Here is a 22,321-nt window from a genome sequence, read left to right on the forward strand (position 1 = left end):
GCACTGCAACATGCGAGGCTGCGGCATCTTTGCTACTTTCGGTCTGTTTGTCACGATCCAAATGTTCGTGACCACTCGAAACGCGTCCACCCGAGGGGAACCACCGATGTCGAGAACCATCCGTTTGCGCCATGGCCTGCTGGCCGCCGCCCTGTGCCTTGCCCTGCCTGCGCTTGCCGCCGCGGCCGCCAGCGACAAGGGCGGCTCGTCCGCTTATGCCGCCGTCGATCCGATGATCGGCACGGGTGGGGATGGCCACACCTTCCCGGGCGCCACCGTGCCGTTTGGCATGATCCAGCTGTCGCCGGATACCGCGATGCCGGACGTCAAGCACGCGTACAAGTGGGCCGCCGGGTATCAGTACGGCGACTCGAGCATTCTCGGTTTTTCCCATACGCACTTCTCCGGCAGCGGCCATTCCGACCTGGGCGACGTACTCGTCATGCCCATCGCCGGCGACGTGAAGCTGGACCCTGGCTCCCCCGACCAGCCCGGTAGCGGCTATCGCTCGCGGTTCGACCACAAGAGCGAGAAAGCGGAAGCAGGGTACTACGCCGTCACGCTGGCCGACTACGATGTCCGCGCCGAGCTCACCGCCGGCCAGCGCGTGGGCTGGCACCGCTATACCTTCCCCAAGGGCAAGCCGGCGCACCTGCTGCTCGACCTGCGTCCGAGCATCTACGACTACGAAGGCAAGGTGCTCTGGTCGAGCCTGCGCGTACGCGCTGACGACACGGTGACCGGCGGCCGTACCACGCGCGGCTGGGCGCCGGGTCGCCAGCTGTATTTCGCCATGCGTTTCAACCAGCCCATGGCCTCGCGCAGCCTGAAGAACCGCGAGACCGGTGTGCCGTACAAAGGCTTCAGCGGTCCGGGTAATCGCGCCGAGGACGTCGACGCGATGAGCGGTCGCGCGATCGAGGGCGTGTTCGACTTCGGCGACCTGTCGAAGCCGCTCATCGTCAAGGTGGCCGTTTCCTCGGTGAGCGAGGACAACGCCGTCGCCAACCTCGACAAGGACGGTGAAGGCTTCGACTTCGACGCTCGCCGTGCCGAAGCCCGGCAGAGCTGGGAGAAGGCCTTGTCCACCGTCGATCTGGTAGCGCCGGCGGACACGCGCAAGAATTTCTACACCTCGCTTTACCACGCGATGATCTCGCCCAGCCTGTCCATGGACGTCAATGGCGAATACCGTGGGCCGGACAACCAGGTGCACACCGCCAAGGGCTTCGATTTCTATTCCACGTGGTCCCTGTGGGATGTCTACCGCGCCCAGCAGCCGCTGGTCACCTTGTTGCGCCCGGACATGAGCACCCAGTTCGTCAGCTCGCTGATCGCGGCGCGCGAGGCGAGTCCCTTCGGGATCCTTCCGATCTGGGCCTATCAGGGCATGGAGACGTGGTGCATGGTCGGCTACCACGCGGTGCCGGTGATCGCCGATGCCTATATGAAGGGGATTCGCGGCTACGACCCGAACAAGGCGCTCGAGGCCATGGTGGCCAGTGCGACCTACGGTCCGTACGGCGGCCTCGACGACTACATGAAGCTCGGTTACGTGCCCATCGACCACCAGCCGGAAGCGGCCTCCAAGACCGTCGAATACGCCTTCGACGACTGGTCGCTGGCGCAGATGGCCAAGGCCATGGGCAAGGACGATGTCGCCGCCACGTTCACCAAGCGGGCGGGCAACTGGAAGAACAGTTTCGACACCAAGACCGGATTCCTCCGCGCCCGCAAGAGCGATGGTGACTACCGTGAGCCGTTCGATCCTTCATCGGCCGCCTACGGCAGCGACTACACCGAAGGCAACGCGTGGCAGTACTCGTGGTATGTGCCCCAGGACGTCGCCGGCCTGATCGCGGCGCTTGGTGGCAAGGAAGCCTTCGTCACGAAGCTGGACTCCGTATTCGATGCCAAGGTCGATCCGAAGTCCTTCGCCCATGTCGAGGACATCACCGGCCTGATCGGCTGGTACGCCCATGGCAACGAGCCGAGCCACCAGGTGGCCTACCTGTACGACTACGCCGGCCAGCCCTGGAAGACCCAGGAGCGCCTGGTCCAGATCATGAAGACCCAGTACGCACCCACCCCCACGGGTCTTGTCGGCAACGACGACCTGGGCCAGATGTCGGCCTGGTACATCTTTACCGCGCTGGGCTTTTATCCGGTGGCGCCGGGTAGCAACCAGTACGTGATCGGCCGCCCCTTCATCGAGAAGGCCACGCTCAACCTGCCGGGCGGCAAGCACTTCATCGTCTCGGCCGATCATCTCGATGCAAAGCATCCTTACGTCGGCAAGGTGACGCTCAACGGGCAGCCGCTGGATCGCACCTTTGTTCGTCATGAGGAAATCGTCGCCGGCGGCGAACTGCACTTCACCATGCAGGCCACTCCGGCGAAGGATTGGGGTCAGACACCGGCATCGCTGCCGTACTCGATGACGCCTTCCGCACCGTAACGACCGTCACAGGGCCTTCACGGGTCCTTGGGCATTAAGCACGACTCCATCTGGACGGGTGCGCCTTTCCCTATCCGTATTCGCTGCCCCCCGGGGTGGCGCACGGGGCGGAACGGCGCACCCGTTATCGTGTCCGAGGTCGTGTCATGGCGAATCACCGAAGCGAGGCGCCCGGCGTCTACAATGAGGGCCCTTCAAGGGCAGGAATCGTCTCGGGATGACGACAGCATGATCTTCCGTACCGGATGGCGTTGGCGGCTCGCAGGCCTGCTCGTGGCTGTGCTCGTCATCGTAGCCTTGCCCTATGCGGTGACTCGCTCGAGTTCCGAGGATGCCCTGAACTCCCGCGACTGGGTCACCCACACGGCGGACATCAAGGCCACCGTGTACCGGTTCGACGCCATCCTGCGCAGCAGCGAGGCGGCGATATACACGCGCGTGGCGGGTGCGCCTGACACGCCGGATCTCGCCGTCCGCATCGAGGCCCCCCGCAAGCTGCTTCCCGGCCTCGTCGCCAACCTCCGGGAGATGATGCGCGACAACGCGCAGCAGCTCACTCGCCTGGGCGGGCTGGAGTCGATCGCCAACGGCCGTATCGGCATGTTCGATAAGGCCATTCAGCAGCTGCAGGCAGGCGACCGCACGGGCGCGTTCGCCACGATGGAGGACTCCCGCCGCCTCTTCCCCTTCCGCGACCAGGTCAGGGAAATCCTCGACGAAGAGTCGAAGCTGCTCGACATACGTCGTCAGACCGCCCAGGACCTCGCGTCGAACAATCGCATCGTACTTTTTGTCGCCGCGCTGGCGCAGATCGCCCTGCTCGGCATCGTGGTATTCGTCTCCGAACGGCAGATTGCCATTCGCCTTGCCGCGGAATCGCGCGTGGCCCAGGCCGTGCAGCGCTCCCAGCTCATCGTGCAGGCCGTGCGCGAACCGATCGCCATGCTCGACGGCAACCTGCGGACGCTGCTGGTCAACGCCGCGTTCGCCGAGGTCTACGGTTATGACGCCGAGAAAGACCATAACTCGCCGCTGGAAGCCATCGGCCAGGGTGCCTGGAAGGACACCGCCCTGTTGCAGCGCCTTTCCGACGTGCTCTCGCGCGATCGCGAACTCTGGGACTACGAGCTAACCCAACGTACCGTCGACGGCATCGACCGCTTCGTGGTGATCAATGCCCGCCGCATCGAACAGCCCGAAAGCACCGCGCCTGCGCTATTGCTTACAGTCAGCGACATCACCGCGCGCGCGCTGGTCGAGCAGAAGGTCAGCGAGCTCAATCGCCAGCTCGAGGGCAAGGTGGAGCAGATATCGGACGTCAATCGCGAACTCGAAGCCTTCAGCTATTCGGTGTCGCACGACCTGCGCGCGCCACTGCGCCACATCTCCGGCTTCGCCGGCAAGCTGGAGACCCAGCTTGGCGACAAGGCCGACGAGCGCGCACGCCACTATATCGACGTGATCAGCAGCTCCTCGCGGCGCATGGCTCAGCTGATCGACGACCTTCTGGTGTTCTCGCGCCTGGGGCGCGGCGCGTTGCGCCTGCAGCCGGTGGATATGCAGTCGCTGGTTGAAGAAGCGCGCGCGCTGGTCGAGACCGAGGCGCGCGACCGCCGTATCGACTGGAAGGTCACGCCGCTGCCGATCGTCATCGGCGACGAAAACATGCTGCGTACCGTCTGGCAGAACCTGCTGGGCAATGCGGTGAAGTACACCGGTAACCGCGAGCGTGCGCAGATCGAGGTGACACTCGACCGCACCCCGGCCGGCGACTACGAATTCGCCGTGCGCGACAATGGGGCCGGATTCGACATGCAGTACGCCGGCAAACTGTTCGGCGTGTTCCAGCGCCTCCATCGCGCTTCCGAATTTCCCGGTAACGGCATAGGCCTTGCCAACGTACGGCGCATCATTGCGCGTCATGGCGGCCGTACCTGGGCCGAGGGCGAGCCCGATAACGGCGCTACCTTCCACTTTTCCTTGCCGGCCTCGGATGTTCCGGGGTCCAGAATGGGTGACACATGAACAACCGCGACCTGCGCACCATCCTCCTCGTCGAAGACTCGATGGCCGATGCCGAGATGGCCATCGACGCGCTTCGTGAGGCCAAGCTCGCCAATCCCGTGGTTCATGTCGAGGACGGTGTGGACTGCCTCGACTGGTTGCACCGCCGTGGCCAGTACGCCGATCGTCCCGAAGGCGATCCCTCGGTGATCCTGCTCGACATCAAGATGCCGCGCATGGACGGCCTGGAAGTGCTCAACCAGCTGCGTGCGGAAGAGAAGTGGAAGCGCCTGCCGGTGGTCATCCTTTCGTCCTCGCGGGAAGAGAGCGACCTGGCCCGCAGCTGGGACCTCGGTGTGAATGCCTATGTGCTAAAGCCCGTGGACGTGCAACAGTTCTTCACCGCCGTACAGACGCTCGGCCATTTCTGGGCCGTGCTCAACCAGCGCCCGGACGGCGAGTAATCGACTAACAGAGGGCGCACGGGCATAACCATGGGCGGGTACGACAAGAAAATCAGGATCCTTCAGGTCGAGGACAATGCCCTCGACGCCGAGCTCGTATTGACCGAACTCGACCAGGACGGACTCGAGTACGAGGTGATGCTGGTCGATGACGAGCCGGCGTTCACCGCGGCGCTGGACAGCTTCGAGCCGACCATTGTGTTGTCCGACCTGAGCATGCCCTCGTTCAGTGGTGAGCGTGCGTTGCAGATACTTCGAGAGCGCAGCGCCGAGATACCCTTCATCTTCATCTCGGCGACGCTGGGTGAAGAAGCGGCCATCGTCGCCCTGCGCAACGGTGCCACCGACTACATCCTCAAGCAGAACACGGCACGCCTGGCCTCCGCCGTGCGCCGTGCCCTGCGTGAAGCGGAAGAGCAGCGGGCGCGTGCCCGTGCGGAACTCGAGCTGATCCGTGCGCAGCGCTTCGAGAGCCTGGCGCTCCTCGCCGGCGGCCTTAGCCACGATCTGCGCAACCTGCTTCAGCCCTTGCTGCTTGCCGGCGACACACTGGAAGACTACGCGGACGATCCGCGGCTGGCGCGCCTGGGTGCACTGGTGCGTGACTGCGGCCGTCGCGGCCTGGAGATGGTGTCCTCGATGCTGTCGTTCGCGCGTGGCGCGCGTCGTGCCGAGCAGGTGCGCCTTGGTGCCTTGCTCGAAGCGCTGAAGTTGCTGATGCAGGGCAGCGTGCCGCGTTCGATTGAAATGAACGTCGATATCTTCGACGCCGATGTCGCCTTCGAAGGCAATCACACCGAGCTGCAGCAGTGCCTGCTCAACCTTTGCCTCAATGCCATCCAGGCCATGCCCGACGGCGGCCACCTGAAGGTGGAGACGGCGCAGGCGAACCTGCCCGAGGACTTTTTCGTTGAAGGCGAGCAGCCCGCGCCGGGACGTTATCTCCGTCTGTCGGTGATCGACACCGGCGCGGGCATGACGCCAGAAGTGCTGCAGCGGCTTTTCGAACCCTTCTTCACAACGAAGGAGTTGGGTACCGGTCTGGGGCTACTCTCGTGCAAGCGCATCGTCGCCAGTCACGGCGGCCTGATGCGCGTACGCAGCAAGCTCGGCGAAGGCACGCAGTTCCATCTCTACCTGCCGCTCAATCCGGAAGACGGCGCCGACACCGAGCCGTTGGTGATGGAGTCGAGCCTGCAGGGCGAAGCCGAGCGCGTGCTCGTCGTCGTCGAGGAGGCCGTCCAGCTCTCGCTGCTGGCCGATACGCTGGACGCTTACGGCTACCAGGCAGGTGCCAGCCAGAGCGGTACGGCGGCCCTGCAGTGGATCGAAGCCCACGGCGTCCCCGACCTCGTGGTCATGGACGCCGACATGAATCTGTTTACCGGCGTGCGTACGCTCGCCGCGCTGCTGGATCACGGTTACACCGGCGCGGTGCTGCTTCTCGCCCGTCCGGACAAGCCGCTGAATCTCGACGAGCTGCCGCAGCTGGATCATCTGTACGTGCTGGAGAAGCCGATCCAGTCGCGGGCGTTGTTGCGGAAGGTGCGCGAGGCGCTCGAGGCGAGTGAGGGGAACGTTGTCTGAAGACCATTCTGCTCGCCGGCCTTGCATGGGCTAGTGCATCCGCCTTCGCCGCTGACGCCCGGGTGTCGTCGCCAGCGCCCGTCGAAGCGCGTGTACCGTTCGCGCCAACGCCTTTTGCCGGCAGCGATGGCGCCACGCATCTCGCTTACGAGTTGCAGGTCACCAACGTCTATGGCGACACCGGGACCCTGCGGCCGCGGTCGCTCGATGTTCTCGATGAGCAGGATCGCGTGCTGCAGCATCTGGACGAAGCCGGCGTGGACGCCGCAATCCGGCCTGTACCGGATGAGGGCAAACCAGCCGGCATCGTTGCAGGTAAGCGCGGCACGCTGTTCGTGTGGATCACCCTGCCAGCGGGGCAGCTACCGCACACCCTGCATCATGCCCTCGTCTTCACTGATGAGAAGGGGCGGACCAGCCATGTCGACGGCATCCCCGTGGTCGTGTCGGATCGCACGCCACTCCACCTCGGTGCGCCCTTGAAAGGTGGCCGCTGGCTGGCGCACGAAGGTCCGGGTAATGCGCATTCCCATCACTGGGGCAGCCTCGTCGCGGTGAACGGCACGCTGACGATTCCGCAGCGCTTCGCGATCGACTTCGTCGGCATCGACAAGCAAGGGCGCGCGTTCAAGCCGGTGAAGGATATCCACGCCACGACGTATGCCGACTGGTTCGGCTATGGGGCGCAGGTGCTCGCGGTCGGCAACGGTACTGTTGTCGCCATGCGCGACGGACAGGATGAGCACAAGCCGCTGGAAGCGCAGGCCGAACCCGACTCGTTGTCGCTCGATGGTCTGTTCGGCAACTACGTCGTCATCGACCTGGGTGGCGGCAACTTCGCCGGCTATGCGCACCTGAAACGGGGAAGCGTTGCGGTGAAGGTTGGCCAGGGCGTGACGCGCGGACAGGTGGTCGGCGCACTCGGGCAATCAGGTAATTCTGCGGCACCCCATCTTCATTTCCAGGTAACCGATGCGGCGACCTTCGAAGGTTCCGAGGGCGTGCCTTATGTCTTCGACAAGGTCGACAGCTTCGGGCCGGAAAGCGAAGGGCAGGTGTTTGGCATGGGGGAGCGATGGAAGGCGGCAACGGTGCGGCATGGGGTCGATGTGTTGCCGCTGAATGACACGGTGGTTGCCTTTCCTTAGGTCGTCGACTTTTTCAGAATCCTTCCATATCGATTCGTGCGTTCTGCTCGTAACGTCAACCGAGACGTGTTTCCGGCGCCGCCGCGGAACACCCATCAAGACGTGGGGAACGCGATGTACTCGGACTATGAAGAAAAAGTAAACAATAGCCGGCGCCGCCTGCTGCGCAATACGCGAATCGCCTGTTTCGTCGGCGCCTCGCTATTGCACTTTGTGGCGTCGACGATGTTGCTGGCGTTTCAAACCTCGTGTGCCTATCCGAGGTGCGTCGACGGCATCGCCTTCGAGGTCTTCCGTGGGGTGATGCATGTACCGTTGTTCGTTACGCCGTGGCTCGGGCTTCCGTCGCCCGATCTCGACTACGTTCCGGATCCGATGCTGTCCGTTCTTCTTGTCGTGAACGCCGTCACAGCCGTCGCCCTTTACTGGGGCCTGGCGACCGTCGGACATCGCGTTTACCGCTACTGGAGGGCTCGCCAGTGGGAGAAGCTGGTAGCCGCTCAGCGCGCGCGGTGAGGGCGGTCGGCAGCCAGGACGCATGGCGCGCCCTGGCATACGAGGGGGATCAATCGATCCCGAGCTTCTTCAACTTATAGCGCAACGCCCGGAAGGTAATCCCGAGCTTCTTTGCCGTTGCGGTCTTGTTGTACCGCGATTCTTCCAGCGCCTTGATGATCGTGTCGCGCTCGATGTTGGAGATGTAGTCTTCCAGCGAGCCATCGGTCGCAGCATCGCGAGGCGCCGGTGCGCCAGCGTTCGCGGGGACCGCGTCTGGCACGCCCGGCAAGGCCGCCGCCAGCACAGCCGACGCGCTGCGTTGCGGCAGCATCAGGTCCTCGGCTTCGATCGTGTCGCCTTCGCACATGGCCATGGCGCGTTCGAGAATGTTCTCCAGTTCACGCACATTGCCGGGGAACTGATAGGCCTCGAGCGCGGCGAGCGCATCGGCCCGCAAACGACCCGGCGCGCCGCCGGATTCCGTAGCGAGCTGGCGCAGGATGAACTCGGCGAGCGCAGGCACGTCACCGCGGCGTTCGCGCAGCGGCGGTACGCGCAGTTCGATCACGTTGATGCGGTAGAACAGATCCTGTCGGAACAGCCCTTCCTCGACCAGCGCGGCGAGATTCTTGTGTGTGGCCGAGAGGATGCGCACATCCACGGGGATCTCATCGCGTCCGCCGATCGGGCGCACAGCCTTTTCCTGGATCGCGCGCAGCAGCTTCACCTGCATGTGCAGCGGCAGCTCGGCCACTTCATCGAGGAACAGCGTGCCGCCCTGGGCAGCCTGGAACAGGCCTTCCTTGTCCGCATGGGCACCGGTGAAGCTACCCTTGCGGTGACCGAAGAATTCACTCTCCATCAGCTCGGAGGGAATCGCGCCGCAGTTCACGGGCACGAAAGCACCCGGCGCGCGCGGTCCCAGCTCGTGGATGAGGCGGGCGACCAGCTCCTTGCCGACGCCCGATTCGCCACCGATGTACACCGGGGCCTGGTTACGGGCGAGCTTGGCGATCTTCGAGCGCACTTCAGCCATGGCCGGTGAGTCGCCGATCAGGCGGTCCGCGCCCGGGACACCCTTATTGCCCGCTTCGGCCTTACGTTCTTCCGAGAGCTTGAGGGCGGTCCGAACCAGACGGCGCAGCAGGTGGATGTCCACCGGCTTGGACACGAAGTCGAAGGCGCCTGCCTTCAGGGCGTTCACGGCCGCATCCACGTTGCCATAGGCAGTAATCATCGCCACCGGCATGTCCGGGTGGTTGGCCGCGATCAGCTCGATGATTTCCTGGCCGCTGCCGTCGGGCAGCCGCATGTCGGTGAAACACAGGTCGTAACGGCGATTGGCGAGTGCGCTCCGCGCTTCGTTGACGCTCCCCACAGCGTCGACGTCGAGTTCCATTCGACCGAGGGTGATGGTCAGCAACTCGCGGATGTCCCGCTCGTCGTCGATGACCAGAACGGTCTGCTTGCTCATTGGGTCCGAAGGCTTCGGTGAATGTTCCCAATGTAACCGCCTGAGCGGCGGGAGCAAAGGGCGCTGTTCACGCGCGGGCTGCCACGGGGGCTGCCGAGGTACTGCGTGCAGGTGGCGTGAGACTGATCCGGAAGCAACTGCCGCCGCCCGCCACGCGTACGTATTCGAGGGCTGCCTGGTTGGCTTCGGTCATCTGCCGGGCCAGGTAAAGGCCCAGTCCCGTGCCGTATTCGTGCGTCGTGAAGAACGGCTCGAAGATCTGTGCGGCCACCTTGGGCGGGATGCCCGGGCCGCGATCGATCACCTCGAGGATCGGAATCCCTACCTCGGAATGGCGTGCCACCAGCATCACGCGGGCCGGCTCGCCGGGCAGGCGACCATAGCGGAGGGCGTTCTGCACGAGGTTCCAGATCACCTGCTGGAGGTGTTGGGGGTCGGCCACCGCGGCCACCGGCTCGCAGGATGTCCGAGCCCAGGTCGTTGCCCTGGCGGTACTCGGTGACGAAGTGGTGCACCCACTGGCTCAGGTCGAGGGTTTCCGGCCGCGAGCGCTCGCGGCGCGACAGCTGCAGGATGTTCTCGATGATCTCGTTGAGGCGCGAGCAGTGGTTGTTGATGATCTCGACCATGCGCAGGTCGGTATCGTTCATGTCGGTGGATTCGGCGAGCAACTGGGCCGAGTAGTGGATCGCCGCCAGCGGATTGCGGATCTCGTGGGCGATCGACGCCGACAAACGGCCCAGTGAGCTGAGGGTGAGCTCCTCGGCGCGACGCGAGACCAGCGACGTGTCGTCAAGGAAGATCAGCACGTGTGAGTCGTCGTTCGGTGCCAGCCGCGAGAATCGCGGGATCACCTCGGGGGTGCCGTCGGCCAGCATGGTCGCGCTCTCGTCCAGCTTGCCTGAGGTGCGCCAGTGGTAAAGGCGCCGCGACAGCTCGGGAGCCAGGGTGCCCAGGTCGCGCTGGTCCGCCGAGGGATTGCCCATCAGCATCCAGGCCGACTCGTTGAGCTGGTGGATGCGGTTGCCTTCGTCGACCAGCAGCACGCCGGTCTTCATGCGGCGGATGATCAGCTCGTTGACCTGCGACAGGTTGGCAAGATCGATACCGCGCTGCTCGGCCAGCGCCTCGGAGGCGCGGATGTTCCGGCCGAGCACATAGCACAGTGACGTACAGGCGAAGTAAGCCGCGCCGAACAGCCCGTACTCGGCCAGCTCACGATCCGACGAGCTCGCTTCGGCCAGGTCGAAGAACGAATGACCCAGCATCCCCAGGGTGGCCATGGCGGCGAAGAACATCGACAGCCGGAACGGCAGCAGCAGGGCGCCTGTGGCCAGGTTCACCGCCAGCATCATGGCTACGCCCATACGGACGTCGTGCATGAGCATGAGGGCGAGCAGGGCCGCCGCGATGTCCAGTGAGAGCCCGACCGAGACGATCAGGACCGGGCGATTCAGTGACTGCCGGGTGCGCGCCACCATGACCAGGGCCGCCAGCAGGTAGGCCAGGGCGAAAAGGCGGGCGAAGAGGGGTTCGGGCAGGTTCGGCCAGTTCAGGTGCTCGGGATGGAACGCCAGCGCGGTGTAAACCGCCGCCTGCCCGAGACGGAAGTAATTGAAAAAGAACAGTTCGTGGCGGGCGGTGCTCTGATTCGCCGTAGACCTGGCGGCTATTGTCGACGCGGGCGTGGACACGTGGGTACTTCTCCGCCGGGCCCCCCGGGGCCTGGATGACGCCCAGTATAGGTGTCGGGGCGGTCGCGGCAACTCACGCCACCGACAGCTTCCAGCCGGCCCGCGGGCCGCGCTGCACGGCCAATGCGGCGCCGCCCCTTTCCATCCGGGGCGCCTTCCGGGAAAATACGCGGCCGTATTGCGTGAAACTCGCGCAATCGATCCATCCCCCATCCCCGTGCGAGCCGTTCACGGCCTGCACGCGTCCACATGTTTCTCCCGTTCGCTCGAGGTATCGAATGAATTTCCACGAGTACCAGGCTAAAGAACTGTTCGCCAAGTACGGCATTGCCGTACCGCCGGGCAAGGTTGCCAACTCTCCCGATGCCGCTGTCGACGCCGCCAAGCACCTTGGTGGTTCGCAGTGGATGGTCAAGGCCCAGATCCATGCCGGCGGTCGCGGCAAGGCCGGTGGCGTCAAGTTCTGCCGCAGCCTCGATGCCGTTCGCGATGCCGCCAAGGGCATGCTCGGCACGAACATGGAAACCTACCAGTCCGCCGGCCGTGCGCTGCCGGTGAACCTGGTGCTGGTCACCGACGCGACCGACATCGCGAAGGAACTGTACCTCTCGATCCTCACCGATCGTGACACCAAGTCGATCTCGTTCATCGCCTCCAAGCACGGCGGCGTCGACATCGAACAGGTTGCCGCTGAAACGCCGGAAGACATCCACACCTTCCAGGTGGATTTCGTCGAAGGCCTGCAGCCGTACCAGTGCCGTGAGCTCGGGTTCAAGATGGACCTGAATCCGAAGCAGGTCGGCCAGCTCGTCAAGATCATGCTTGGCCTGTACAAGCTGTTCAACGAGAAAGACCTCGCCCTGGTCGAGCTGAACCCGCTCGCCGTTCTCGAAGACGGCAACCTCGCCGCCCTCGACGGCAAGGTCAACTCCGACGACAACGCCGAGTTCCGTCACGCCGACCTTGCGGCGATGCGCGATCTCACGCAGGAAGACGCGGCCGAAGCGGCTGCCGTCCAGCACAACCTCAACTACGTCACGATGGACGGCACGATTGGCTGCATGGTCAACGGCGCCGGTCTGGCGATGGCCACGATGGACGTGATCAAGCTGGCAGGCGGTGAGCCGGCCAACTTCCTCGACGTCGGCGGCGGTGCCACCAAGGAGCGCGTCTCCGAGGCGTTCAAGCTGATCCTCTCGTCGGACAAGGTGAAGGCCATTCTGGTCAACATCTTCGGCGGTATCGTGCGCTGCGACCTGATCGCCGAAGGCATCATCGCCGCGGTGAAGGAAGTGGGTCTGCAGATCCCGGTGATCGTGCGCCTGCAGGGCACGAACGTCGACGAAGGTCGCAAGCTCCTGGCCAACTCGGGTCTGGCGATCACGCCGGCCGACGATCTTAACGATGCGGCCCAAAAGGCCGTGGCCGCAGCGGCCTGAGGAGCATATTTAAATGAGCGTCCTGATCAACAAGAACACCAAGGTCCTCGTCCAGGGTTTCACCGGACAGCAGGGTACCTTCCACGCCGAACAGGCGATTGCCTACGGAACCAAGGTCGTCGGCGGTGTCACGCCGGGCAAGGGTGGTTCCGAGCACATCAACCTGCCGGTCTTCAACACGGTGCGTGACGCGGTCGACCAGACCGGCGCCGATGCGTCCGTGATCTTCGTGCCGCCCCCGTTCGCGGCCGACTCGATCCTCGAAGCCATCGCTGGTGGCATCAAGATCATCGTCACGATCACCGAAGGCATTCCGGTGCTCGACATGATGCGCGTGAAGAACGTGCTCAAGTCGCACCCGGACGTCGTGCTCGTCGGTCCGAACTGCCCGGGCGTCATCACCCCGGGTGAGTGCAAGATCGGCATCATGCCGGGCCACATCCACAAGCCGGGCAAGGTCGGTATCGTTTCGCGTTCGGGCACCCTGACGTACGAAGCGGTTTTCCAGACCACGAACGAAGGCCTCGGCCAGTCCACCTGCATCGGCATCGGTGGCGACCCGATCAACGGTCTGAACTTCATCGACTGCCTGAAGCTGTTCCAGGACGATCCGCAGACCGAAGGCATCATCATGGTCGGCGAAATCGGTGGCAGCGCTGAAGAAGACGCCGCTGAGTTCATCAGCCAGTACGTCAAGAAGCCGGTCGTCTCGTTCATCGCTGGCGCCTCGGCTCCTCCGGGCAAGCGCATGGGCCACGCCGGTGCGATCATCTCCGGCGGCAAGGGCACGGCGGAAGCCAAGTTCGCCGCGCTCGAGAAGGCAGGCGTGACCACGGTCAAGTCGCCCGCCGACCTCGGCAAGACCCTCGCCGGTCTGATGAAGTAATACCCACCCGCCTCGGCGAGTGATAAAAACCGCGGCCCCCGGGCCGCGGTTTTTTTATGCCCCGCGAACGGGTTCGGTACCCTTGTAGGAGCCGATTCATCGGCGATCCCGCGGCAGCGGGCCCGCCTTTCAGGGCACCTAACATCCGCGGCACTTTTCAGAATAATCGCGTATTCAACCGCGCCGCTCATCCCTAACTTGTTGAACACCTCAAACAAGAAGGAGACAGCCGTGTTGAATCGAAATCGCACACTTGTCGCAGGACTGTGCCTGGCGGCATTAACGCTTGCGGCCCAAGACACTGCCTTCGCCGAAGGGCATATCGAGGTGCGCCTGAGCACGCCTGCTGTTCGTGATGCCTTACATCCGGCCATAGTGGTTGTTCGGATCGAGAATATAGGCGATGAGCCAGTTTCGATCATGAAATGGGATACCCCTTTCGTTGAATCTGGCGGTCGACTCCCGAGATCGATGTTTGAGGTAACGGACGAAGCGGGAAGCGAGGTGCCATATCGCGGTACGTGGGTGAACCTGGGTCGCCTCACGATGGGCTCTTTCAAGACCATCTATCCGGGGGAAGTGCTGGACAAGAACGTCGACCTGGCACTCGAATACCGCTTTCAAGCAAACGCAACTTACAAGATAAAATATGTGCTCCCCCTCGACAGGGAGCCAGACCCAGATGTCGTGTCGGCCGCTGAGCGTGCACCGTTCATCCAGCCCGTTCAGGCGAGCGCCTCTTCAGGCATCGTATCTATCGCCTTCGCAGACTTCGTGGGATCTGCACAGAAGTCGATGGCTGACGATGAACTGATGTGCGACGCGCAGCAAAAGGACACGATCGCGCGTGCAAGACTGGCGATGTCATACCGGTTGACGGCGGCGGAATCTTTCATGCGAGCACGTTACGTGGGCACGTTGGAAGATGGCGAGGTTCATTACATCTTCAAGCCGCACCAGCGGTACGCGAGATGGTTCGGCACGCATGACGACTCGGAACCGGAGATCTACAGCGACGGCTGGGGCCTAAATAACAACGCGCGCGTATTCGAGACAATTGCGGCTACGGTCAAGCGCGCTCTCAGCGCCGAACAGAACTTCAAGTGCGGATGTCCGGGTTTCGGTCCTGACACGCCGGCCCACGTCGAAACTGAGTCCAAGTACACGACATACTTCTGCGAGAAGTTCTTCAAGTTGCCGCAATTCGATGCCTTCGGTTCCCAGATCGGTACCTTGGCGCACGAATATACGCACTTCGATGCCCTTTATCCGGGTACGGCAGACTACGGGTACGGAAGGCAATTGGCCGAGAAGTTCGCCAGGGAAGATCGAGCAAAGGCCGTTCGAAATGCAGACAACTTTGAATTCTTCATCACTGACACGACACCCTACGAAGACTGACCGGGTAACCCCAGGCCCTCTAGCCCTACCTTCTTGGGAATGCTTGACGTTGTTGGAATGGCTGATCGGGACCGAGGCGCTCCGGCGATATCGGTCATAGTCCAGGCAGGTTCCAAGCATCGCGCAACCTTGCGTACTCTGCCTTCGGCAACAACACGAAGACCGGCTTCTTCTTCGGGTCAAGCCATGCGAGCAACTTCTCCATGGTCTCGTCGGTCATCGCCGTACAGCCAGCTGTCGGCGATGTGGGTGAGCGCCAGAGATGCGCAAAGATGCAGCTCCCCGCGCCGCGACGACCTTCGGGGTTGTGCTCGATGACGAAGCCGATACGGTAAGCATGGTCGCCGTTGAAATGGAGGTCGCGGCGCATCGGTTCGGTGGCACCGTCGACGGCTTTGTCACCCACCTGTTTCGCATCGACCAACTGGTTGTAGTAAGGCGAACTGGTCACGTCGACGCAGTAGTCCGATGCAGTCAGCCCGCGGTAGGGCAGGGAGGTGCCGTTCGTGTCCGCATAGCCGAAGGCCTCGCCAACACGGAAGATGCCGGCCGGGCTGCGGCCATCACCTTCCACCTTGGTCGGCCCATCGCGTTGTACAGGATGGAGGCCGATGCCCCATGCGCTGCCGTGCTTGCCGAGGGTGACTTCCGCGGGTGCACCCACCAGTACCCACGTCGTGCCTTCGCGCTCGTAGGTGCGAAGGCTGCCGTGGTCGATATCCCAGCCATCCGTCGTGACGACGATCATCTGACGCGACACCGACCACGCGGCGGGGGCTTCGAAGGCGGCAGCTATCGCGGTAAGGCTCAGTGCGACAAGGCCAAGCAGGTAGGGAGCGCATCGACGTAACGACATGGCAGGGATCCGGGGGCGTCGGGAAAGGTGGCGAGGGACCGTTGTCAGAGTGCCTCGAGGCCGCGAAGGTTCCGGATGCCGAATCCCGGAGCATCGCCGACGGCGATATGCGGTCCGTCGAAGTGCACGCCTCCATCGACAGGATCGAATGCACACAACGAAGGTCCATCGAGGTCGATCCGCGTAATGACCTCGGAACGCGCGATGGCGACATGCACGGCAGCGGCCACGCTGATGCTGGATTCCAACATGCAGCCCATCATGCATGGCATGCCATGGGCCGCGGCGATGTCGGCGATACGCAGTGCATTCGTGATGCCGCCGGCTTTCATCAGCTTGATATTGATGATGTCGGCCGCGCGCAGGCGGATGATCTCGGTCACGTCGCTTGGGGCGAACACGCTCTCGTCGGCCATGACGGGTGTATTCACGCGTTCGGTGATGTAACGCATGCCTTCAAGATCGTGCGCAGGTACAGGCTGCTCGATGAGATCAAGAGCAACCCCCGCCTGTTCGAGTTCCTTCAGGACACGAACGGCTTCCTTCGCCGTCCACCCCTGGTTCGCATCGAGCCGCAACGTCGCACGTCCCGCCACGGCGTCATGGATCGTGCGCACACGGGTGACGTCGGTGGCGGTGTCCTTGCCGACCTTGATCTTGAGTGCCGTATATCCCTCGTCGAGCGCGGCGAGCGCGTCGGTGACCATCGTGGCTACATCGTTGACGCTGATCGTTATGTCGGTGGTGAGCGTCGGTACGCCGCCACCCAGCAACGCGTAAACCGGCGAGCGGTGTAGCTGCCCCCACAAGTCGTACACCGCAATTTCAACGGCTGCTTTCGCGCTGCTGTTGTTCGCCATCGCTCCCTGAATCAGACCGACCATCCGGTTGAGATCCGCAACGTCTTCGCCCACGAGGCGTGGTGCGATGTGGTGGCGGATCGCGTGGACGATCGATCCATGCGTCTCACCCGTGATGGCGGCCGTGGGTGGCGCCTCGCCGTAGCCGATGTGGCCGTCGTCGGTATGCAGCATCACGACGATGTCTTCCACGCTCTCCACCGTGCGCAGTGCCGTCTTGAAGGGCGTCTTCAAGGGTACGCGCAACATTCCGAGCGTTATGTCAGTGATCTTCATGGACGGATCTTCATGGATGATCGCTCAACGAATACGGACGATGCTGGTCATGCGGTCGACGAAGCTGGCGTCATCGCTGAACATCAGGGGCAGGAGCGGCGTCACCGATACTTCGTTGAGTTTGACCCGTCGCATGCTGCCGTCAGGCTGCCGATAGCTGATGCCGCTCACGTCGTGGATCACGTAAGGCTTGCCATTCACCTTACCGATCACCATCAACACATGACCCGGGATGTAGACGAGGTCGCCGACGTCGAGCGCCATCGCCGCCTTGACCCGCGCATCGTGGCTATCCTTTTCCGTATAGAGCGTGTGCGCCAGGCCCGGGCTCATCGCCTGGTCGCCCGTGTTGCGTGGCATCTGCACGCCCATGCTGCGGTACACGTCCGAAACGAAGCCGCTGCAATCGCGCCCGTTATAAGCGTGCCCCCATCCGTAGCGCTCACCGAGGAACTTGAAGGCCTGGCGGATGATGTTGGCGCGGGTCAACGGGAGATAGCCGGGCGAGGAGTCCTGGTTGCGCTGGAACAGGGCAGGCCGGAACGCGAGCATGCCCTTGGCGTCTCGCACGGGCAAACTCAGTATCCACGAGGTGTAAGCACTCTGACCATTGATCGGTTGGTCGGGCGGAAGCGGTGCGTCGAGCGGCACGCGCGTGCCCATGTCCAGCTGGAGTTCTGAGAGCGCGGGCGCTTCGGGCGAATACACCGTGAGCGGCTTGGCCCCGGTGATTACCCGATAGGGCGTGGCGTCCACGTGCGCGAAGATCTGGTTCGCCTCGCCCAGCGCAACGTCCTCAGCATGCACCCAGGCGGCGTAGTTCGGACTGACGACGAACACCCACTGCGCATCCTTGCTGGTATGGACGACGACGAGCGGATCGCCCGGAAAAAGAGTGCTTTCCTGGAAGCGGTCGATATCCGTATCGCCAGCATGGCTGAAGACGCGAAGGTCGGTCGGAAAGCTCCGCAGGGCGGTGCGACGGAGCACCATCCCGTACCGCGGAGTCACCTGCAGGGGAACCGTGTCGATGGCGACGTTGGACACGATCGCATCGAGCCTTCCCGTGTCGATGGCGTGGCCTTCGGCATCGACGAGAGGCCGCGACGGGCGGGCGGATCGCTGCGAAATCCACGCTTTCACCTGTTCATGAGCGAGAGTCGCAGGCAGATGCCGGATGTCATGCATGGACGGATCGCGTTGCGCGATGCGCGCGTTCAACGCTCCGATGGCCGTGGAATCCAGCAGGACGGTGTCCGGATCGGGCAGGCGAGCGACCCACGTCGTCGCCGAAAGATCGGCCTCGGCGATGCCGGGAATGCCTGTCGCGGCGATGTCCTGCGCAAAGCCCGCCGGTGCGATGGCGGCGGTGACCAGGGCCAACGCCAGGAACGAGTAACGAAACCTGTTCACGTTTTGAAACCTCATCATGAAGCCAGCCTCGACAACACGGCCGCGACGACCAGCCCGTAGCCTGTGCCGAGGATATAGCCGAGCAGCGCAAGCAGGATGCCGACCGGCACCAGCGAGCGGGAATAGGTCGCTGCGAGCACCGGCGTCGCTGCGACGCCACCGATATGCGCGAGCGACGAGATGCCGCATAGATACAGGTCGAAGTGAAACACGCGAGCGAAGAGGCAGAGCAGGATGGCGTGCAGGGCGATGACGGTCACCCCGCACAGAAGGTAAATGGGTGCTGCGGCGATGCCGGCGAAACTGCTCTGTGAGGCGAGGACAGCGACGACGGAAATCAACATCGCACTCGATACCGATGGCGCACCCGGCAACCGGGCAAGCGGTGTATGGGCGACGACCAGTCCCGCGACCGTGGCGATCAGAATGGTCCAGGTGGTCGGCGACACCATGCTGCCCACCGGCATGTAACGTCCTCCCACCGCAGCGAGCGCCGCCGTGAGGAGGGCGAGGCCGAGCCACAGCAGCACGCTGTCGACGGTCGCCGGCGCGCGTGGCGCGGTATCGGCCACGATCATGTCCGCACTGGAGACCGCGCGGGTCCACCGATTGAATGCCGGTGCCAGGCGAGCCACGGCGAACAGCACCACCACCCACATCGAGTAGCAGAGCGCATCGGTCAGCAGGGTGGTGGCGAGCGCGGTGTCCGACATGCCGATCGCCTGCTTCACGGCGATCATGTTGGCCGTGCCGCCCACCCAGCTGCCGGATAGCGATGCCAGCGGCATCCAGCCGTCACCCGGTATCCAGTGTCGAAAGATCAGGTAGGCCAGCACGAAGGCGGCGAACAGGCTGATCGACGTGCAGACGAACACGCCGAGCACGCGCGGCCCAAGGGCGAGGATCGCGCGCAGGTCGCAGTTGATCATCAGCAGGAAGAGCAGGGCGGGTACGAGCCGGGACACCAGCACGCCCTGGGCGGCATGGATCTCGGGGCTGGCGGTCCAGAATCCGGCCACCGACAGCGCGGTGACGCTGAGGTAGGTGAGCACGATGGGCGGCAGCACCTCGAACACTTTCCAACGGAAGCGTCGTTCGATCGCCGGCCAGAAGCCGGCAACGAGCAGCATGACAGCCAGGTACGGCCAGACCGATTCGATCACGCCAACCCTCCCCGGGTAAAAACGATCGTCGGGCCATGGTACCTGCCCGGCGAAGGTCGGCGGGAATGGGCTAACCTGCCTGTCGGTCGCGAGGGGCGACGCGATGGAGGTAGTGCGATGCGGATGGCTGCTGTTATTTCGCTCGTGGTTGCGATACTCGCTTGCTCGGTCGTTCATGCCGTCGAGCCTCCGCGACTGTCGCCGGCTACCACCGCCGCCGCAGCGGGCATGACGAACATCCGTGCACTTGTTCCCGATATCGACGAGGTCATCCACTACGCGAGCGCCGACAACTTCACCGGAGCTGTCGTCGACGGTTACGAAGCGCCCGCGTGCTACCTGCGTACGGCGGCGGCACAGGCCCTGGCGCGCGTCGAGGCAACCCTGCGTAAGCAGGGCTATCGCCTCCGGTTGTGGGACTGCTACCGACCGGCGCGTGCCGTCGCCGCCTTCGTTCGCTGGGCCGGCGATCTGTCCGACGTGCGTACCAAGGCGGCTCACTATCCGAATCTGGGCAAGGACCAGCTGCTCGGTGAGTACATCGCGCCGGTCTCGGGCCACAGCCGCGGTGCCACGGTCGACCTGACCCTGATGCACTGCGAAGGCACCCGTTGCACCCCGCTCGACATGGGCACCGATTTCGACTTCTTCGATCCGCTCGCCCATACCGAGGATCCGCGCATCACGGCCGCACAGCAGGCGAATCGCCAGCGTCTGCTCAAGGCGATGGCGGCCGAAGGCTTCGTCAACTACGCGCAGGAGTGGTGGCACTACTCGCTGCCCTCGGCGGCACCGACCGACCTCATCTACGACGTGCCGGTACGCTAGGCCCCGGGCAGCCGGAAGGCTGCCCGCTCATGCCTTATCATTTGAAGTCCCCGCGACCGCACGGATCCCCCATGTCCACCTTTCGCTTCGCCCTGGCCCAGTTCGATTTCCCGGTAGGCGCCACCGCCGATAACGCGCGACGGGTCAAGGCGCTGTCCGACGAGGCGCGCGACCGCCTGGGTGCCTCGTTGGTCGCCTTTCCCGAACTGACGCTCTCCGGCTACCCGCCCGAAGACCTGCTCCAGCGGCCGAGCTTCCTCGATGCCTGCCATCGCGAACTCCATGCCCTTGCACCGACCATCCAGGGCATTTCCGCCATCGTGGGCTACCCGGATTCGCAGGGCGAGGTGTTCAACGCCGCTTCCCTCATCCGCGAGGGCAAGCTGGAGTGGACGTACCACAAGCAGGAATTGCCCAATTACACGGTGTTCGACGAGAAGCGCTACTTCCAGCACGGTGAAGCCACCCGTGTGTTCACGATCGAAGGCGTGAACGTCGGCATGCTGATCTGCGAGGACATCTGGGAGGCCGAGCCGGCCGCCCACGTCGCGCAGGCCGGCGCCGAGCTGATCCTGGTCATCAACGCATCGCCCTGGGACCGCCGCCAGGCCGCCACCCGCGAGGCCCTGCTCAAGCAGCGTGCCCGCGAAACCGGCCTGCCGATCGCCTACGTGAATCTCGTCGGCGGCCAGGACGACCTGCTTTTCGACGGTCATTCGCTGCTGGTCCAGGCGGACGGTGAGGTCCTCGCCCGCGCGCCATCGTTTGAGGAGATGCTGCTCACGGTCGAATTCGACACCGTCACCAGGCGTCTTGCTGCCATCGACTGGCCGGCCGCCGACACGCGCTCGCCCGAGGCGATCATGTACGCGGGCATCGTCCGCGGCATTCGCGACTACATCGGCAAGAACCACTTCTCCGGCGTGCTGCTGGGCCTCTCTGGCGGTATCGACTCGGCGCTGACCCTCGCCCTCGCCGTCGACGCGCTGGGCAAGGACAAGGTCACCGCGGTGATGATGCCCACGGTATACACGTCGGATCTTTCGTTGCGCGAGGCCAAGGCCCAGGCCGAACACCTCGGCGTCGAATACCACGTCCTGCCTATCGAAGGCATCTACGAGGCCTTTACCGGCGCGCTGGCGCCCGTATTCGCCGGTCGCGAGCCGGACATCACCGAAGAGAACCTGCAGTCGCGGGCCCGCGGCGTACTGCTCATGGCCATGTCCAACAAGACCGGCAAGTTGCTGCTTTCCACCGGCAACAAGAGTGAGATGGCGGTGGGTTACGCCACGCTCTACGGCGACATGTGCGGCGCGTACGCGCCGCTGAAGGATGTCTACAAGACCACCGTCTACGCCTTGTCGCATTGGCGCGCAGCAATAGACGGCGCCATTCCGATGGCCGTGATCGACAGGCCGCCGTCAGCCGAACTGCGGCACGAGCAGACCGACCAGGACTCACTCCCGCCCTACGACGAGCTGGACGCCATCCTCGAGCAGTTCATCGAAGGCGAGGCCTCAGCCGAGGACATCATCGCCGCCGGCCACGACGACGCCACCGTACGCCGGGTGATCCGCATGGTCTTCATCAACGAGTTCAAACGCCGCCAGGCCGCGCCGGGGCCTCGTGTCACAACCAAGGCCTTTGGCCGTGAACGGCGGTATCCGATCACCTCGGGGTGGCGATAACGCTATTTTAAGCGGCTCACGCTGGCCCTTTTCGTGCCTGTAGGAGCCGATTCATCGGCGAACGGGTGCTCGCGTCACCCTGACTCGCTGCTACCAGCGCACGCCTCGGCGGGCGCGGACGTGGCGGCGCAGAGCCTTCGGTGCCCACCCTCGCTGCTCAGACACGTCCTCCGCGTTCGAAAGG

16 protein-coding genes and 1 pseudogene are annotated in these 22,321 nt (G+C 63.9%); 11 read left to right on the plus strand and 6 right to left on the minus strand.

Annotated elements, in window-relative coordinates; genetic code table 11:
• Window positions 1-106: 106 nt before the first annotated feature.
• The 6 genes from HB634_RS10510 to HB634_RS10535 all read left to right on the plus strand — a co-directional run bounded on the left by HB634_RS10510 (window position 107) and on the right by HB634_RS10535 (window position 8,177).
• Window positions 107-2,458, plus strand: a complete 2,352-nt coding sequence (locus HB634_RS10510) for a GH92 family glycosyl hydrolase (protein ID WP_213948553.1) — start codon at window positions 107-109, stop codon at window positions 2,456-2,458.
• Between the two features lie 228 nt (window positions 2,459-2,686).
• Window positions 2,687-4,483, plus strand: coding sequence for an ATP-binding protein (locus HB634_RS10515; RefSeq protein ID WP_063571827.1), 1,797 nt, complete (start codon window positions 2,687-2,689; stop codon window positions 4,481-4,483).
• Window positions 4,480-4,926, plus strand: coding sequence for a response regulator (locus tag HB634_RS10520; protein WP_063571826.1), 447 nt, complete (start codon window positions 4,480-4,482; stop codon window positions 4,924-4,926). The genes HB634_RS10515 and HB634_RS10520 overlap by 4 nt, the downstream gene beginning before the upstream one ends.
• Before the next feature lie 30 nt (window positions 4,927-4,956).
• A complete protein-coding gene (locus HB634_RS10525; protein ID WP_063571825.1) occupies window positions 4,957-6,513 on the plus strand; it encodes a response regulator in 1,557 nt (518 codons plus the stop codon).
• 62 nt (window positions 6,514-6,575) lie between these two features.
• Window positions 6,576-7,661 (plus strand): M23 family metallopeptidase, encoded by a 1,086-nt coding sequence (locus tag HB634_RS23060; RefSeq protein WP_213948554.1) that lies wholly within the window; start codon window positions 6,576-6,578, stop codon window positions 7,659-7,661.
• Window positions 7,662-7,775: 114 nt separating this feature from the next.
• Window positions 7,776-8,177, plus strand: coding sequence for a hypothetical protein (locus HB634_RS10535; RefSeq protein ID WP_063571823.1), 402 nt, complete (start codon window positions 7,776-7,778; stop codon window positions 8,175-8,177).
• A 49-nt stretch (window positions 8,178-8,226) separates the two neighbouring features.
• Here the strand turns inward: HB634_RS10535 and HB634_RS10540 are convergent, their stop codons facing one another.
• Entirely contained in the window at window positions 8,227-9,633 is a 1,407-nt protein-coding gene (locus HB634_RS10540) for a sigma-54 dependent transcriptional regulator (protein ID WP_063571822.1), read from the minus strand.
• Between the two features lie 67 nt (window positions 9,634-9,700).
• Window positions 9,701-11,327 (minus strand): annotated as a pseudogene (locus HB634_RS10545) (ATP-binding protein).
• Between the two features lie 278 nt (window positions 11,328-11,605).
• Between HB634_RS10545 and sucC the strand changes: the two are divergent.
• From sucC to HB634_RS10560, 3 genes are all read left to right on the plus strand, one after another.
• Window positions 11,606-12,766 carry an ADP-forming succinate--CoA ligase subunit beta gene (gene sucC / locus HB634_RS10550; RefSeq protein ID WP_063572903.1) on the plus strand — a complete coding sequence of 387 codons (1,161 nt, stop codon included), beginning with the start codon at window positions 11,606-11,608 and terminating at the stop codon, window positions 12,764-12,766.
• Between the two features lie 13 nt (window positions 12,767-12,779).
• Entirely contained in the window at window positions 12,780-13,652 is an 873-nt protein-coding gene (gene sucD, locus HB634_RS10555) for a succinate--CoA ligase subunit alpha (RefSeq protein WP_036137555.1), read from the plus strand.
• Window positions 13,653-13,883: 231 nt separating this feature from the next.
• On the plus strand, window positions 13,884-15,053 hold the full coding sequence (locus HB634_RS10560) for a M35 family metallo-endopeptidase (protein ID WP_213948555.1): 1,170 nt from the start codon (window positions 13,884-13,886) through the stop codon (window positions 15,051-15,053).
• A 94-nt stretch (window positions 15,054-15,147) separates the two neighbouring features.
• On the opposite strand, the gene HB634_RS10565 is transcribed toward HB634_RS10560, so the two are convergent.
• Genes HB634_RS10565 through HB634_RS10580 form a run of 4 tightly spaced genes read right to left on the minus strand, consistent with a single transcriptional unit; the run spans window position 15,148 to window position 19,621 of the window.
• Window positions 15,148-15,909, minus strand: coding sequence for a L,D-transpeptidase family protein (locus HB634_RS10565; protein WP_213948556.1), 762 nt, complete (start codon window positions 15,907-15,909; stop codon window positions 15,148-15,150).
• Between the two features lie 44 nt (window positions 15,910-15,953).
• Window positions 15,954-17,045, minus strand: coding sequence for a dipeptide epimerase (locus tag HB634_RS10570; RefSeq protein WP_213948557.1), 1,092 nt, complete (start codon window positions 17,043-17,045; stop codon window positions 15,954-15,956).
• A gap of 24 nt (window positions 17,046-17,069) precedes the next feature.
• Window positions 17,070-18,458, minus strand: coding sequence for an SH3 domain-containing protein (locus tag HB634_RS10575; protein ID WP_345777484.1), 1,389 nt, complete (start codon window positions 18,456-18,458; stop codon window positions 17,070-17,072).
• 14 nt (window positions 18,459-18,472) lie between these two features.
• Window positions 18,473-19,621: a DUF819 family protein gene (locus HB634_RS10580; RefSeq protein WP_213948558.1), complete on the minus strand. Its 1,149-nt coding sequence runs from the start codon at window positions 19,619-19,621 to the stop codon at window positions 18,473-18,475.
• A gap of 117 nt (window positions 19,622-19,738) precedes the next feature.
• On the opposite strand from HB634_RS10580, the gene HB634_RS10585 reads away from it, so the two are divergent.
• Together HB634_RS10585 and HB634_RS10590 are read left to right on the plus strand one after the other, a co-directional pair.
• The gene (locus tag HB634_RS10585) at window positions 19,739-20,449 is read left to right on the plus strand and encodes a M15 family metallopeptidase (RefSeq protein WP_213948559.1); all 711 of its coding nucleotides are present in this window, start codon (window positions 19,739-19,741) and stop codon (window positions 20,447-20,449) included.
• Between the two features lie 71 nt (window positions 20,450-20,520).
• Window positions 20,521-22,137, plus strand: a complete 1,617-nt coding sequence (locus HB634_RS10590) for an NAD+ synthase (RefSeq protein ID WP_213948560.1) — start codon at window positions 20,521-20,523, stop codon at window positions 22,135-22,137.
• Window positions 22,138-22,321: the final 184 nt, after the last annotated feature.

Source organism: Luteibacter sp. dw_328 (assembly GCF_018449605.1).
Lineage (GTDB): Bacteria > Pseudomonadota > Gammaproteobacteria > Xanthomonadales > Rhodanobacteraceae > Luteibacter.